Here is a 14,955-nt window from a genome sequence, read left to right as displayed (position 1 = left end):
CCCCGGGGGTCTTCAGAACGGGATTACTTGTTGGCGTTGGCCTTGAGAGCTTCGTATTCACCCTTGGCCTTGTTCATTTCGGAAGCCACCTTGGCGGCATCCTCCTGGCGGCCCTGGGCGAGCATCTCGCTATAGAGGCGATAGAGTTCCTGATACTTGGCATACGCGAGCTGGACTTCGGAGGCATAGGTTCCGACGCTCTCGGCATCGCCGGAGATCGTGACCTGCGCCGTGCTCTGGTCGCCGCTGACCGGGATCTCGGGACCGCCGGTGACGCCGCTGCCGATAGTCACGCTACCGGTGACGGCGGTGTCGCCGATCGGGTTGGAGCCGACGGGCAGGGCGATGGAGCCACCCTGGTCGGTCTTGTGGCCGAACAGCCCGGCGATCTTGTGGGCGGCCCAGTTCCCGACGAAGCCGCCAACCATACCGCCTATGATCGTTCCGAAGGGCGGGAAGATCGCGGAGCCCAGCATGGCGCCGAGGGTCGAACCGACGGACTGACCGGCCACGCCGATCCAGTCGATCTGCTTGAACGCCTGCTTGAGCGAGAAGCGGCCGTTCTTCAGATCGCCGGCGAGGTAGGAACCGACGGAACTGCCGACCACGGAGCCGAAGGTCGGGGCGAGAGCCGAGAGGAAGCCGCCGACAACCGGAACGGCGGAGAGGAAGGGCACGAAGAAGGAGCCGGCCGCGGCACCAGTGACGGAGCCGACGACGGAGCCGGCGAATTCGGCGGAGACGACGGTCTTGAGGGCCTTCTTCAGGCTGGGCTTTTCACCCTTCACGATCTGGGTCGCCAGGTCGACGCCGACGGTGATACCGGCGGTGACGAGGAGGTTCTTGGCGCTGAAGCCGGACTTGAGGCTGTCCTTCACGTTCTGGACGCCCTGACCGACCATGGCCTTACCGGTTTCGTAGCCGGCCTTGAACTTGCTGGAGGTGACTTCCTTGAAGCCGGGCTTGTCAGCCTTGGGGCTCTGGCCGGCCTGACCGGACTGGCCGGACTGGCCGGACTGGCCGGACTGACCGGACTGACCGCTCTGGCCGGACTGTTCGGAAGCCTGACCGGACTGACCGGACTGGCCACTCTGACCGGACTGCTCGGAAGCCTGGCCGGACTGACCGCTCTGGCCGCTCTGACCGGACTGCTCAGAAGCCTGGCCGGACTGACCGGACTGACCGCTCTGGCCGGACTGCTCAGAAGCCTGGCCGCTCTGACCGGACTGACCAGACTGACCGGACTGACCAGACTGACCGGACTGACCGGACTGTTCGGAGGCTTGGCCGGACTGGCCGCTCTGGCTGCTCTGACCGCTCTGCGCGGAGTCAGCATTGCCCTTGGCCGGGGGATTCTTGTGGAAAATCTTGGAGATGCGTTCCTTGGCACCCTTGAGGAGGTCGCCGATCTTGGAACCGACGCCCTTCACGCCCGTGCCGACCTTCTCGGCGCCGGTCTTGACGGTGTCGACGGTCTTGGTGCCGAACTCCTGGCCGCTGGTCTTGCCGGAGTTGAAGCTGTCCTTGATCTTGGAACCGTAGTCGTTGAGCTCGTTCTTGATCCAGCTGCCGCTGGTCTTGGTTCCGCTCTGGGCCGCGGCGACGGAGGACGTGTCGGCCTGGACGGTTCCGGCAGCGGGAGCCTGGGCGGCCGAACCGGCGTTCTGGGCGGCCGAGCCGGCGTTCTGAGCGACCGAGCCGGCGGTCTGGGCCGAGGCACCTGCGGTGGCGGACTGAGCCGCAGCACCCGCCTTGGCGGCCTGAGCCGCACTGCCCGCAGTGGCGGACTGGCCGGCCGAGGTGGCGGCGGCAGCGCCTTCACCGCCGAAGATCAGGCGGACGTACTGGCTCATGTCGAGAGCGACGGGCTGGCCATTGACATAGCGGACGTTATAGTTGACGACCTGGGTCCCCTGGCGCACCGATACCCACTGGCCGGGGGTGACGGAGACCTGCTGACCGCCGACGTTCACCTTGATGGCGTCGAAGGCCGCGAGGAGAGGCGCTTCAAGGGCGAAGCTGGCGATGAGAACAAGGCACATGACCTTGCTCAGCAATCTGAGAGTACTGTTCCTCATAGACTGACTCCTGAAAATAGATTCCCGATACCCTTGAGGACTTACCCGAACAAACCCTTAACCCTTACTACTACCGTGTAACCCATACCCGAAAGGCCATAGAACCTTGAGAACCCGGGGTGTACCCTTCACCCCTTGCGATTAATTATAACAGCCATTTGAAAAACCGCAATGATTCCGGATAAAAAAATCGCGGATTCCCGCTGCCGGCATCGAAAGAACTCTTGAAAACGTACTCATAAATCTACATACCACGATCCAGAATCCATTTCCCCTGAAATTGTTTCCCTGGCCGAACGCATCTGCGAAAAAGGCCGCCTGCATGCCTCTGCTTCGGGGTGCTGGACTTTTCCTGCATGGTATGTGTATAATTTCACAATCTCAAGGCGATGCGCTCGAGATGCCGGGGCGATCGATCCGCACAGGGAAAGGAAACCCAAGATGAAAGTGGAAACACGGACGCATGATGCGGTGATCGAAGGTCTCGTCGCCCGGGAGCGCATCTCCGACGAAACTGCGGAACTCATCTTTTCGCCGGCCTTCGACGAGGCGCGCGGGCGTCTGTTCGCCGCCGCCGACAGGGTACGGCACGAAACCGTCGGAGACGACGTCTACATCCGCGGAATCATCGAGTTCAGCAACCACTGCGGCTGTCGGTGCGACTACTGCGGCATATCGGCTCACAACCGCGACATCTTCAGATACCGCATGACCCGGGATGACATTCTCGCGACGGCCCGTGCAGCTCACCAGCTCGGCTTCCGCTCGCTGGTCCTTCAGTCCGGCGAAGACAAGAAATATACTTCAAAAGATATATGTAATATTATAGAATCTATCAAGACGGAACTCGGCATGGCCGTGACCCTGTCGATCGGCGAGTGGCCGAAAGAGGATTACGCCGCGTTCAGGACCGCCGGCGCCGACCGGTTTCTCCTCCGGATCGAAACGAGCGATCCGGCCCTCTTCGAACGGTATCACAAGGATTCGAAATGGGAGGACCGGCACAGGGCGCTGATGAACCTGAAAGAACTCGGCTACCAGGTTGGTTCCGGCGTTCTCATCGGCCTCCCCGGGCAGAATGGCCCCGGTCTCGCGCGGGACCTTGCGTATCTCGAGCGACTCCAGCCTGAAATGGTCGGAATCGGCCCGTTTCTGCCGCACCCGAAAACGCCTCTCGGAATTGCCCCCGCGGGCGAGATGAGACGGTGTCTCACGTTCCTTGCCCTCCTGCGCCTGTATCTCCCCGACTCCTTCCTGCCGGCGACGACCGCCATGGGCACGCTCGAACCGGAAGGCCGCCAGAAGGCGCTTCGGGCCGGCGCCAACGTCATCATGCCAAACGTCTCTCCGGTCTCGAACAGGCCGGGATACCAGATATACCCTGACAAGATCGGCCAGCATGACGATGCGGAAACCTGCCAGAGATGCATCGAGGATCTTGTTCTCGCCCTCGGCCGCACGCCGAACCTTGGTTTCGGGCATATCAAACGCACGATCTATTGACCGAGCTGCGTCCCTGCCTTGCGGAGAGATTCCTTGCCAATGGCCGGGCACCGGGTTATATCTTTCTTGGAGGATCCTTCGTATGATTGGAGTGAACTCCCCGGGATATGATCCCACGCCGGCACCGTCGGCCTCGCGCCCGGTCGGCGTGAAGCAACGCCCTGCCCAGGCTGCGAAGCTCGCAACGCAGGCCCAGCAGGAGGTTCGTCAGCGCAAGCCGCGGCCGCCCGAACGGCCAAAACCCGCCATCCCGTCAGACCTCGGACGCCGTATCGACGTCCGGGCCTGAGAGAATCGGCGGGTTCGAAGAGCCCCGTTCCGGAGCGTCAGTTGGCACCGGGGAGTTTCAGCCTGTACTCCACGGAGGGGGTCGAGTCGGCGTCGATCATCGCGCGGAGACGCATCAGTAGGCCGGGCACGCCCGAGCCGGCGTCGGCGAGTTCCGACAGGAGTTCGGGGAAGCTTTTCTTCGTTTTGCGTTTCACGAGCTTGGCCGTTTTCAAACCGGCGAGCTCCATCGCCTTCGCATAGGCGTCGTCCCTGTATCCGATGCCGTCCAGCAGACCGTTCTTGAGAGCCTGCGGGGCCGTGAAAATGCTTCCGTCGGCCAGTTTCGCAATTTCCTCGCGGGGCTTCTTGCGTGCGGCGCAGACGATATCGAGAAAGCGGTCGTAGAGACTGTCGACGAGCGACAGCAGCATCGCCCGCTCTTCTTCGGTCATTTCGCGGAAGGGGCTGAGAACGTCCTTTTTCGGGGTCCGGTCGGATTTGAGCGGAATATGCCGGTATCCGACCATCTGGGCCAGTTTTTCGAGATTGGCTGCCTGCATGATGACGCCGATACTCCCGACGATCGAGGTCGGGTGCGCCCAGATCTGGTCGGCCGCGCAGGCGACGTAGTAGCCGCCCGATGCTCCCATCATGCCGATCAGCGCCACGACGGGCTTTTTCGCATTCCGGATTTTGCCGAGATGATGATGGATGACGTCCGCCGCCGTGACTTCTCCCCCGGGGGAATCGATCTCGAGAAGGACGGCCTTGACCTCGTCGCGGTCGACCGCCGCCTTGACGTCCTTTTTCAGCTTTTCAACCATGTTCTGTTTGATCTCGAAGGGGAATTTCTCGTCTTCTTCACCGTCGCGGATGACGCCTTTAATCGTGATGAGAAGCACTTCGTCGCTTGCCGTTTCGTCACCCTCGACGTAGGTCACCTTGGGCTTTTTCTCCTTGCCGCCGCCCGCCATGGTTCCGAAAAGGTCGAACAGCCCTTGAGCCGATGCGGTGCCGCTCATCAGCAGAACGATCAGAAAAACGGAAAACGAACGTTTCATCGTAGCCTCCAGGAGTGTGTTTCTAGGAGAAGAGTCAGGTGCGCTGCCAATCCGGCTCGCCGTTCCCGTCGGGGCAACCGCGGTGGTGATATCGGCAACGCATGCAGAGCAGGCAAGGCCGGATCGGATCGAGAGAGACTTTCTGCGCTTTGTACAGCCACTTCGGATCGCGAAGGAGGGGACGCCCGAGGGCGACGAAGTCGGCATCTTCGTTCGCGAAAATCTTGAGAGCCAGGGCCGGATCGCCGATCTTGCCGACGACCGCGACGGGAATGTCGACCGCGCCTCTGATCTCGCGGGCATCAGAAACGAAAACGCCGGGAGGCGTCGACGGGCCGACGATGGCTTCGGGACCGTGAAGGGACGCATACATGCCGCCGGAAACATGGATCAGGTCGGCGCCGGAGCTTTGAAGGGCGCGGGCGAAGACGGTCGATTGTTTCAGCGTGAGCCCACCAGGCAGGTAATCGCGGGCCGACATGCGGTAGGAGATGATCAAGTCAGGATACGCCGCGCGGATCGAGCGTACGACCTCGAGCGGAAACCTGCTGAGGCCGTCGGCTTCGAGACGATACTCGTCGCGGCGCCGGTTCGTCAGGGGGGAGCAGAATTGATGAAGGAGATAGCCGTGAGCGCCGTGGAGTTCGATTCCGTCGAACCCCGCCTCGCTCGCCTTGCCGGCGGCTTCGGTGAAGGCGACGACGAGGCGCTTGATCTCCTCGCCCGACAGCGCTCGCGTCGGGTTGTTCAGCACGGGGCATGAGACGGCCGACGGTCCGACGACATATTGGCCCGCCGGGGGCGTCAGCGACTGTCGGCCGGCATGATGGAGCTGGAGAAACGCCGCAGCGCCGCGGCTTCGGATGGCATCGGCGATCTTCGCAAACCCGGCGACGCAGTCGGACGGCCAGGCAGCCAGTTCGCGCGACCAGCCACGCCCGAAGGGGAAAATCGCAGCGGCTTCGACGATGACTGCGCCCGCGCCGGTTCTGGCGATGTGGGTGTAGTATTTGAGAAGCGTGTCGGTGACGCGGCCTTCCTTGTCGGCATATTGCGTCGCCATCGGGGCTACAAGGAAGCGGTTGCTGAGTTTGAGGTGCCGCAACTGGGCAGGTTCAAATGCATCGAATGCCATGATCCCTACTATACCCCGCCGAACACCGAACTCACAACAGATATCGAAACGAACCCCGTCCGAGTGTGATTCCTGGAGCTCGACGGAACGACGCGGACCGTCGGATGGTGTTTCGAAACACCGTATTCTGTGGTATACTTCAATATCTATGGACTTTCAATCGCTGCCATCGGAAGCGGCTTGCGCGGGCGATTCTCCGACTCCCGACCTGAGTGCGCTCCCGGAATTTCCGCACCAGACGCCTCTGACGTTTTCCCATAAGTTTCTCGTCAGGCGCCTTCTCGAGGATGCCGGTGTCTCGTCGTCCGATTATGCGCTCTACAACCTCCTCGGCTGGTATAAAACCCTGCCGCCGATGGCCAGCCGGATCGGAAGTCTCCTCAGTCTTGCGGTCGAAGGACCTCGAGACCGGTATCTCTTCCTGGCGCCGGTCGGAAAGGGGCCGCTTCGCCCGGCGGTCGACCGGCTCATGGAATATATGAGCGGCGCCGGCCTTCCGTGCGAGTTGCGATACGTTCCGAAGTCCATTGCGAAGGAAATCGCCGCGGAGTTTCCCGACGCCCGCGTCGAGGCGCAGCGTGACGACTTCGATTACCTCTACGACCGGAAGGAACTGGCCGAACTCTCGGGGCGCCGGTTCCATCAGAAGAAGAACTTCGTGAACCGGCTCGAGGAAGAGGAAAAGCCGCAGGTAGAGATCTTCACGCCTTCCTGCGCCGCGGAAGTGACGGCGTTTCTCGACGAATGGTACAAAGGGTTCCAGGTGGATGACGAAAACGTCAGAATCGAAGCCTCCGCCATCCGAAGAATGCTTCCGCAGCTCGAAAAAATCTGCGCGATCGCTCTCGTGGCCAGGGTCGGCGGGCGGTTGGCCGGGTTCACCGTCGCATCTCCCATCCACCGCAACTGCTGGGTCGTCACGCTTGAGAAGGCGGACCGGCATGTGAAGGGGCTCTACCAGTATCTGAACTGGGCTCTTGCGAACAGGCTTCCGGCCGAGGTGACCGTGATCAATCGCGAGACGGACCTTGGCATCGAGGGACTGCGCACGGCGAAGCTGAGTTATCATCCGATCGGCTTCGAAGAGAAGTTCACCATCCGCTGCGGAAAACACGCGTAAGGTCTTCGGGAACGAGAGCAACGTGCCGATATTCCGAGTAAGGGATCGTTTTTCCGAATCGGAAGGGAGGCTCGCATGCGCAGATACATGAGAACGACGGCCGGTCTTTTCTTCCTGGCCGTCGTTGCGCTTCTGTTTTCCGGCTGCTCCGGTGAGAAGAACAACCCGATTGCCGTGGAAACATTCGGAGGAACGCCGGCAACCGAGGAGAGGATCATGATGGATCTTGACGCCCGCGGGTTCATCAACGGCGTATTCCATCCGGGGTCGGACATCGCAATCGATGCGATCAACTATCCCGTGAAATACACCGGCGACTGGCACATGATCAAGAACGACAACGTCGGGGGATACTACATCATCCGTTCGAGCACGCCCGGTGCGAGGGTCGACATCACCGCCTCTTGCACCCGCGCCGTGTTCGAGTTCTGGGACAACGAGTTTTATTCGAATCCCGGAAAGGTCCGGTTCGAAGTCGACGGCGCTCCTTCCGGCGAGTTCGATCTGAAAACCGGCCCCGTCGACGAAGGCGGCATCAACCACTGCCAGGTCATGACGGGAAAGACCGGACTTGCGACGGTCAGCATGGTGCTTTCCACCGGCACGGTCGTGATCAGCGGGTATCTGCTGCTGTATCCCTGACGCGAACAGGCCGTTTCAGGCTTTGTCGTTCCCGTGGTTGAGGTTGTTTCGGACGATCAGCAGGATGCCGGCAACGAGCAGTCCGGCCAGCAGATACCGCACGTTGGATCCGAGCCACTGCTCGGCGTAGGGGCCGAACTTGTATCCCGCCCAGATCGATATCGGGCAGGTCAGAATGGCGCGGATGAAGTCCCAGAACAGGAATTTCCAGTAACTGAACTTCATCGATCCGGTCATGAAATACGTCGTGGCGCGAACCCCGGCGAAAAAGCCGGCAAAAAAAACGGCCCTGGAACCGTATTTGTCGAAGAAGGTCCGGGACTTGATCAGCATCTTTTCCGAGAAAAGAATTCTGAACGGCCATCGACTCAGGATTGCCACCCCGAAATGACTTCCGAAGAAGTAGATCAGCGAATCTCCCATCATCAGGCCTACGAGGCTGACGAGGATCATCAGATTCAAATCCGCTCCGGTTTGGCTGACGACGTATCCGGCGGTAATGAAGGTGATCTCTTCCGGGACGGGGAGACCGACCCCGCAGAGAATGAGGACCAGAAAAACAGCCAGATAAGACCAGGCGGCAAAAAACGGTTCAAGCTGGGCGAACCAGTCCAAGGAACATACCTCGGCTTGTGCTGGAGTGATTCGACTATACCCCAAAATGATCTCTGCGTCCAACCACCCGGCCGGCACCTTTCTGAAAAGGGTTGCCGGGAATCGGCGGAAAAATCATCCGCTCCTCTGGCGCCGGGAATCCGACTGCGGTAGGATGATGGCCGCACCGGATGCGTCTGAACGCCGCCAAATTGTCGGCACAACGGCCGGCCGACGGTTGCGGATGAAGACGCACGCGCGGATGGGGAGACACCTTCAAGATATGCTGCAAACCCTGCGCCGATGGGGAGATGGTTTCAACGGCCTCTTCGAAGAATGGCTGTTCGCCTGCGTTTTCCTGTTCATGATCGCCGGATGGTATCTCGCCCCGCATTCCAGTCTTGCGGCCGGGCGCACGATGGTGCCCCTGCTGTTCGCCTTCATGACCTGGCTGACATCCCTGAAATGCAGTTGGCGCGAAATGGCGCGTATCGCGGCGCATCCGGGACCGGTTCTGGTTATTCTCACCCTGCTTCATCTCGGCGTGACGTTTTTCGGCTGGGGAATCGGCCGCCTGCTGTATCCCGGCCATGCCGACGTCATTGCCGGCTTCGTTCTGTGCGGTGCCATCCCCATCGGCGTGACATCGGCGATCTGGACGGGCCTGGCGGGCGGAAATGTCGCGTTAGCCCTGGCGGCGGTCACGTTCGATACCCTCCTGAGCCCCATCGTCGTTCCGGCGGTCATTCTGCTGTTTCTCGGGCAGAGTATCGAGCTGAATCTGACGGCCATCATGGTCGACCTGCTGAAGATGATCGTGGTTCCCTCCCTCATCGGGCTTACGATGCACGACCTTTCGGGCGGTTCCCTGTATCCCCGCGTCAAACCCTTCTTGGGCCCGTTTGCGAATGTCGCCCTGGGCCTGGTCGTCGCCATCAACGTTGCCACGACCCGCCAGACCATCGTGACCCTGGACATCAGCCTGGGCTTCCTGCTCGTGGTGATCCTTCTCGTCGTCTCGTTTGGATACTGGGCCGGTGCCTTCGTTCCGCGTAAACTCGGCTACGACGGGAAAACGGCGGCCGCCGTCGCCTACTCGGTCGGCATCCGCAATCTCAGCGCCGGCCTCGTCATCGCGCTCGGCCATTTCCCGACGCTGACGATCGTGCCGGTCGTCGTTTCGATGCTGTTCCAGCAACCGCTCGCGGCGCTCGTCAGGCCGCATATCGCAGAAAAAACGGGTGGGCCGACTGAATGAAGGCGCATCATTCATCTTTCCAGGAGTCGAACATGAATACGGTGAAAGAACAGAAACCCGAATGGAAGGTCATCGTGGATCTGCTTCGAGAGACGAATCCCTCCCTGCTGAACCGGCTTGGCCGGAAGATGATGAACTACCTGTTCAAGCGGAACGTTACGAAGGTCGAACAGTTGCTGCAGCGGCTCAACGTAACTCAGAGCGATTATCAGGCGGCGACGGGCACGTTCGACAACCAGCCCATGCCCCGCCTGAACTCGTCGCTGCTGGACGAGCTGATCGACGAGACGTTTATCATCGCCGAGCAGGAGCTCTCCGCGCAGGACATTTCGCGCATGATGAGCCTCTGGATGAAGCAGGAACAGTTCCGCTTCCTGTCGATGGCCGCCGAAAAACGCGACGTTTCGCTGGCGGAGATCAGCGAGGCGCTTCACCGGTACTGTCTCAAGCCTGGCGCGCAGAAGCATCTCTCGCGAGAGGAGCGCATCGGGATCCGGGTTGCGCTCGTGAGGCGCTTCTTCAGCGAGGATCTCGAATACATCAACACGCTGAAGCACTACGTCTCGGTCAACGATTTCGCGCACCTGATGACGCGCGTGATCGGGCCTTCGCAGGGTAACGGAAAACTGGGCGGAAAGGCCGCCGGCCTGTTCCGGGCGGCGAAGATCCTCATGGCGGCGAAGGCGCACAATATCGGTCTCCGCAACCTGTCCGTTCCGAAGACGTGGTATATCACCTCGGACGGCGTGCTCGATTTCCTGCATTACAACGCGCTCGAGGAAATGCCGACGATCAAATACCGCGACCCGGCCGAAATTCGGCAGGAATACGCCTACGTCGGCCAGATTTTCAAAAACTCAAGTCTGCCTCCGGAAATCATTTCTGGGTTGACGATGGCGCTCGAGGATTTCGGGGAAACACCGCTGATCGTTCGCTCTTCAAGTCTGCTCGAGGACACCAAGGGCTCCGCATTCGCAGGAAAATACAAGAGCCTGTTCGTCGCGAACCAGGGAACGAAGAAGGAACGCCTCGAAGCGCTGATGGACGCGATCGTAGAGGTATACGCCAGCACCTTCGGTCCTGACCCGATCGAGTATCGGCGCGAGCGAGGTCTGCTCGACTTCAACGAGGAAATGGGGATCATGATCCAGCAGGTCGTCGGCCGGCGGGTCGGCAACTACTGGTTCCCTGCCTTCGCCGGTGTCGCGTTCAGTTACAACGAGTTCCGCTGGTCGCCCCGCATCAGGCGCGAGGACGGGATCGTGCGGCTCGTCGCGGGCCTCGGCACCCGCGCGGTCGATCGCATGGGCGAGGATTTCCCGATGCTGATCTGTCCGGGCCAGCCGGGGTTGCGCGTGAATATTACACCTGATGCTATGTTACGCTACGCGCAGAAGAACATCGATGTGCTGAATCTCGAGACGAGCCGGTTCGAGACCATCAGTTTCGAGCAGGTCGTCCGCGATTTCGGGTCGGATGTCCCGATGCTGCCGTATCTGATCTCGATGTACGAAGAGGGGCAGTTGTACCCGCCGATCGGAAACCTGACGAATCTCAAGACCGGCACGCCGGTTCTGACGTTCGAAAACCTGCTCCGGAACACCCCGTTCCTCCAGGAGATCAAAGACATCCTCCGGATCCTGAAGGAGGCTCTCGGCTGGCCGGTCGATATCGAATTCGCCGCCGGTGAGGATCAGCACACCCTGTATCTGCTCCAGTGCCGACCTCAGTGCCAGGCCGACGGAAACGTCTCGATCCAGATGCCGAACGATGTCTTGCATGAAGACAGGCTGTTCACGGCGACCAGGCATGTCACGTCCGCCGTTCTGCACGGCATAGAGTATGTCGTGTACGTCGACCCCACCGGCTACGACGGCCTCGCGACGCTCGACGAGATGCTCGACGTCGGGCACCTGGTCAGCGAGCTGAACCAGCGGCTGCCCGAGCGGAAATTCATCCTGATGGGGCCTGGCCGCTGGGGCAGCAGGGGCGACGTGAAACTTGGCGTCAAGGTCGGATACAGCGACATCAACAACGCCGCCATGATGATCGAAATCGCCCGGCGCAAGCACGGTTACACACCTGACCTCTCCTTCGGAACGCATTTCTTCCAGGATCTCGTCGAGGCGAATATCCGATATCTCCCGCTATATCCAGACGAAAGCGGCAATCTCTTCAACGAGGAGTTTTTCCGAAACTCGCCGAACGCCTTGAAGCGGTTCGTGAGCAAGACCGTGACGAAAGTGCTCGACTCCGTCGTGCGCGTGATTCATGTTCCGGCGGTGGCGAACGGGGCTACGATGTCGGTCGTCATGGACGGCGACCATGACCGTGCGATGGCCTATTTCAACAGGCAGAACACCGTTCATGTCTGAGACAATGGAAGATTGAGACCTGGCTGACAAAAGCCCACTTCGCGCTGAGCCCGTCGAAGCTCGCGAGGCTCTCGCTCCCGGCATGTTCAGATCGAAAGGGAGGGGGAGCGTTCTTCAGACCCCGATAAGACGACGTTCGGCCGGAATGTTACCGGCCGAACGTGCGTGAACGGGGAAGAAATCAGCTTGCCGCCGCGGCCTCTTGCTCCTGCCGGGCCGCTTCGGCGGCCTTGCGATCCTTGAAGATCGGGTAGAGATACAGGGGCAGGGTCAGCAACGGCATGCCGAGAAGTCCGATGAGGCCCATTCCTGCGGTAAGGGCCATGGGGGCTGTCCAGAATATTTCGGGTCTGAGTTGGTCGCAGAAGGTCGGGAATGCAGTGGCGAGAGGCCCGGAGGAGAGGGTTCGCAGGATGAAATCGAGTTGATTGTGTTCGATCGGGATCGTGAAGAGGGCGATTCCCGCGAGGTAAACGACGGGGATGCCAAGGAAGCAGCTCCAGAGGACGAAGCGCTGGTAATCGAGCACGGAACGCCTGACTTCGGGCAGGGGTTTGCCGAACAGCTTCTTCAGCAGGAGGAGACCTGCCATCGCAAGAACGAAAATGGCGATCAGCTGCCGGCTCGGGTCGAATCCCCAGATCAGGATCGCCTGCAGGATGAACAGCATGGCGCCTGCCATCCGGGGATGGGGCAGCCGGGCGGCCTGGGCGATGAATCGCCCGTTGGTCCAGAGACCGCTGAAGATGAAGACGTTGGTGAGCATCAAGGGCAGATAGCCGAGCCAGGACAGGAGGGTACCTGGGAGGGGGCGCGGAATGCTGCCATCCTGCCCCGTCAGTGTCAACTGGCCCAGAACCGGTGTGACGAGAGCCGCAAGAAGAAGGGACCCTAGCAGGACTGTCAGGGTCTGCGAACTGGAGGCGGCCACGGCATCGTTTTCACGGCTCGGATCGTCTTCGATCTCCCGCGAGGAGACGCCGGCACGGAGACCGCCGAGGGTGGCGAAGAAGAGAACGATGACCAACGGTACGGCGCTGAAGATGAAGAGCCGTGTGGACAGCAGATACGTTGCGATCGTGCGGATTTCAGGTGTGATCGCCTGGGGAGACATGCTCCGGAGGGCTGGATGCCAGGCCAGCGTCAAAAACGCGCCGGTCGCCAGCAGGATCGTCGGAATCACCGATGCGAAGAAGCCGCTGAGCAGGCCGCGGCCCGTCGTTGCGGCGGATTGGCGTATCCACCAGATGCCGAAGCAGAGCAGGACGAATACCGTCATGGCGGTGATGTTGGCTCCCGGAGGAAGCAGAATACGCCACCAGTCATGGGCTTTCAGCGAATGAAAGTAACAGGTATATGCCAGCGGCGCTGCGGTGATGGAAATGCCGACGCCGGTGTAAATGCCGCGCTTGACCGCCTTCTCGTCGACCCACCAGGCAAAACAGAGCCAGGGCAGGAGATAGAGGGCCATGAAAACGATGATATGAAGCGACGAGATTTCAAAGCACATGGAACAGCCCTGCGCGGGGTTTTTGAATACCTGCGCCCATGAAGCCAGGATCATGGTCCACATGGTTCCGGTCACACCGAGGCAGATGAAGCCGCGTTCGACTTCGGCGACGTGCAGATCTTCCCTCAGCCATTGCGCCGTTTTCAGGGCATACCCGTTGAGTTGGGCGTCATGCCGCTGGCGATTCACCCAATGGACGCCGATCACGGCGATGAAGATGAATGGGATCGTCAGGTAGTTGAACGGAAAAAACGGGCTGCCGAACGGGAGGGAAAAAAGCTTGAAATACTGGGCTCCGGCGATGGCGGTATATCCGGCTGCGGCGAACATCGGCCGAAAGGGGCCAGCCGGTTGGCCATCCTGCAGCGTATTTTTGTGAACGAGCCTTGCCACGAGAACGTTCAGAATCAGGGCGATGGAACAACTCTGGACACCCGGTCGCGCGAGAGCAATGATGAGGGTGGACAGGGCGAGAATCAGGCCGGGCATGCCGCCGAAAAAAACCGTAACGATGTTCATTGTCCGACCTCCGGAAGGCTGCTCGAGGTTGCCGGTTCTTCGGTGTCCTTTGCCGGCGAAAGTTGTGTCGGGGATGCGCCATCCAAATGTGCGACCGGGAGTGCATCCGGAGTCGAAGGTGGTTCCGGGGACGCGGGTGACGGTTCCGGCGTTCCGTCGGGAATCACCGGTTCTGCCAGCGGAAGCGTATTGTCGATGATCAGAAGACCGCCGGAAGCGGCATCGGTGCGTTCCGGCCCGGCGGGAGCCGTCGGTTCGGAAGTGGCGGATGGCGCCTGATGCTCAGAATTGGAAGGAGGGGCCGGGGGAGCGGGTTCCGGTTCCGGAGCCGGGGAGGACGCCGGCGCTGGTGACGGCGTTGGCGGTTCGTGCGGCTGCGCGGGCGACGCAGGGTCCTGAGGCAGGACGCTAGCCGGCGTCGATACTGCCGTGGGAACGGAACCGGCGACGGATGAAGAGGCTACGGGTAACTCTTGCCCGGCTTGGGGGAAGCGGGGAGGATGGGGCCGGGATGCGGACGGCCGGGCCGTCAGTGCGGGAAGGGCCGGCGAGACGGTGACCTGGAAATCGATCGTATAATAGATCATGAGAATGACTGCGGCCAGGAGATAGACCTGGAAAAATCCCCCGAAACCGGGTTTTTCGCCGCCTGCGGGCGATGGCGACTGGCTCATGACGACTCCTTTCAGATCCTGGTGGGCGCTGGGCCGCAAATTTCGCGCGGCGATTCCGTCGGTCATCTTATCAATACCCCCAACCGCTGTCAAAAGAAGTCTTCGGGATGCATGCATGTGATCTCATTCTGGGCGGCGTTGCCGGGGTGAACAAAATCTGAGTTAGAGTCCATGGATGTGGTGTATGAGGGCTTCTGAAATACAGCCCTAAAAAGA

12 protein-coding genes are annotated in these 14,955 nt (G+C 60.7%); 6 read left to right on the top strand and 6 right to left on the bottom strand.

What is annotated here, in order from left to right; genetic code table 11:
* Nucleotides 1–23 precede the first annotated feature (23 nt).
* Nucleotides 24–2,078 (bottom strand): hypothetical protein, encoded by a 2,055-nt coding sequence (locus PLU72_04760; protein ID HOT27478.1) that lies wholly within the window; start codon nucleotides 2,076–2,078, stop codon nucleotides 24–26.
* A 441-nt stretch (nucleotides 2,079–2,519) separates the two neighbouring features.
* Between PLU72_04760 and hydE the strand changes: the two genes are divergently transcribed.
* Both hydE and PLU72_04750 read left to right on the top strand, forming a co-directional pair.
* The gene (hydE, locus tag PLU72_04755) at nucleotides 2,520–3,581 is read left to right on the top strand and encodes a [FeFe] hydrogenase H-cluster radical SAM maturase HydE (GenBank protein ID HOT27477.1); all 1,062 of its coding nucleotides are present in this window, start codon (nucleotides 2,520–2,522) and stop codon (nucleotides 3,579–3,581) included.
* An 82-nt stretch (nucleotides 3,582–3,663) separates the two neighbouring features.
* Nucleotides 3,664–3,870, top strand: coding sequence for a hypothetical protein (locus tag PLU72_04750; GenBank protein HOT27476.1), 207 nt, complete (start codon nucleotides 3,664–3,666; stop codon nucleotides 3,868–3,870).
* Between the two features lie 37 nt (nucleotides 3,871–3,907).
* Here PLU72_04750 and sppA read toward each other — a convergent pair whose 3' ends face one another.
* A complete protein-coding gene (sppA, locus tag PLU72_04745; GenBank protein ID HOT27475.1) occupies nucleotides 3,908–4,912 on the bottom strand; it encodes a signal peptide peptidase SppA in 1,005 nt (334 codons plus the stop codon).
* A 34-nt stretch (nucleotides 4,913–4,946) separates the two neighbouring features.
* A complete protein-coding gene (locus PLU72_04740) occupies nucleotides 4,947–6,047 on the bottom strand; it encodes an NADH:flavin oxidoreductase (protein ID HOT27474.1) in 1,101 nt (366 codons plus the stop codon).
* A 148-nt stretch (nucleotides 6,048–6,195) separates the two neighbouring features.
* Between PLU72_04740 and PLU72_04735 the strand changes: the two genes are divergently transcribed.
* Both PLU72_04735 and PLU72_04730 read left to right on the top strand, forming a co-directional pair.
* Complete coding sequence (locus PLU72_04735) at nucleotides 6,196–7,167, top strand: phosphatidylglycerol lysyltransferase domain-containing protein (protein ID HOT27473.1); 972 nt, start codon at nucleotides 6,196–6,198, stop codon at nucleotides 7,165–7,167.
* A gap of 75 nt (nucleotides 7,168–7,242) precedes the next feature.
* Entirely contained in the window at nucleotides 7,243–7,809 is a 567-nt protein-coding gene (locus PLU72_04730) for a hypothetical protein (protein HOT27472.1), read from the top strand.
* A gap of 15 nt (nucleotides 7,810–7,824) precedes the next feature.
* Here the strand turns inward: PLU72_04730 and PLU72_04725 are convergent, their stop codons facing one another.
* Nucleotides 7,825–8,424: a DedA family protein gene (locus tag PLU72_04725; GenBank protein ID HOT27471.1), complete on the bottom strand. Its 600-nt coding sequence runs from the start codon at nucleotides 8,422–8,424 to the stop codon at nucleotides 7,825–7,827.
* 262 nt (nucleotides 8,425–8,686) lie between these two features.
* On the opposite strand from PLU72_04725, the gene PLU72_04720 reads away from it, so the two are divergent.
* Together PLU72_04720 and PLU72_04715 are read left to right on the top strand one after the other, a co-directional pair.
* On the top strand, nucleotides 8,687–9,661 hold the full coding sequence (locus PLU72_04720; protein ID HOT27470.1) for a bile acid:sodium symporter family protein: 975 nt from the start codon (nucleotides 8,687–8,689) through the stop codon (nucleotides 9,659–9,661).
* 32 nt (nucleotides 9,662–9,693) lie between these two features.
* Nucleotides 9,694–12,036, top strand: a complete 2,343-nt coding sequence (locus PLU72_04715) for a PEP/pyruvate-binding domain-containing protein (protein HOT27469.1) — start codon at nucleotides 9,694–9,696, stop codon at nucleotides 12,034–12,036.
* Between the two features lie 181 nt (nucleotides 12,037–12,217).
* Here the strand turns inward: PLU72_04715 and PLU72_04710 are convergent, their stop codons facing one another.
* Complete coding sequence (locus PLU72_04710; GenBank protein ID HOT27468.1) at nucleotides 12,218–14,065, bottom strand: hypothetical protein; 1,848 nt, start codon at nucleotides 14,063–14,065, stop codon at nucleotides 12,218–12,220.
* Nucleotides 14,062–14,739, bottom strand: a complete 678-nt coding sequence (locus tag PLU72_04705; GenBank protein ID HOT27467.1) for a hypothetical protein — start codon at nucleotides 14,737–14,739, stop codon at nucleotides 14,062–14,064. The genes PLU72_04710 and PLU72_04705 overlap by 4 nt, the downstream gene beginning before the upstream one ends.
* Nucleotides 14,740–14,955: the final 216 nt, after the last annotated feature.

The organism is Candidatus Ozemobacteraceae bacterium (assembly GCA_035373905.1).
Lineage (GTDB): Bacteria > Muiribacteriota > Ozemobacteria > Ozemobacterales > Ozemobacteraceae > MWAR01.
Note: the sequence above shows the minus strand (reverse complement) of the source record. Positions and strands in the feature narration are given on the sequence as shown.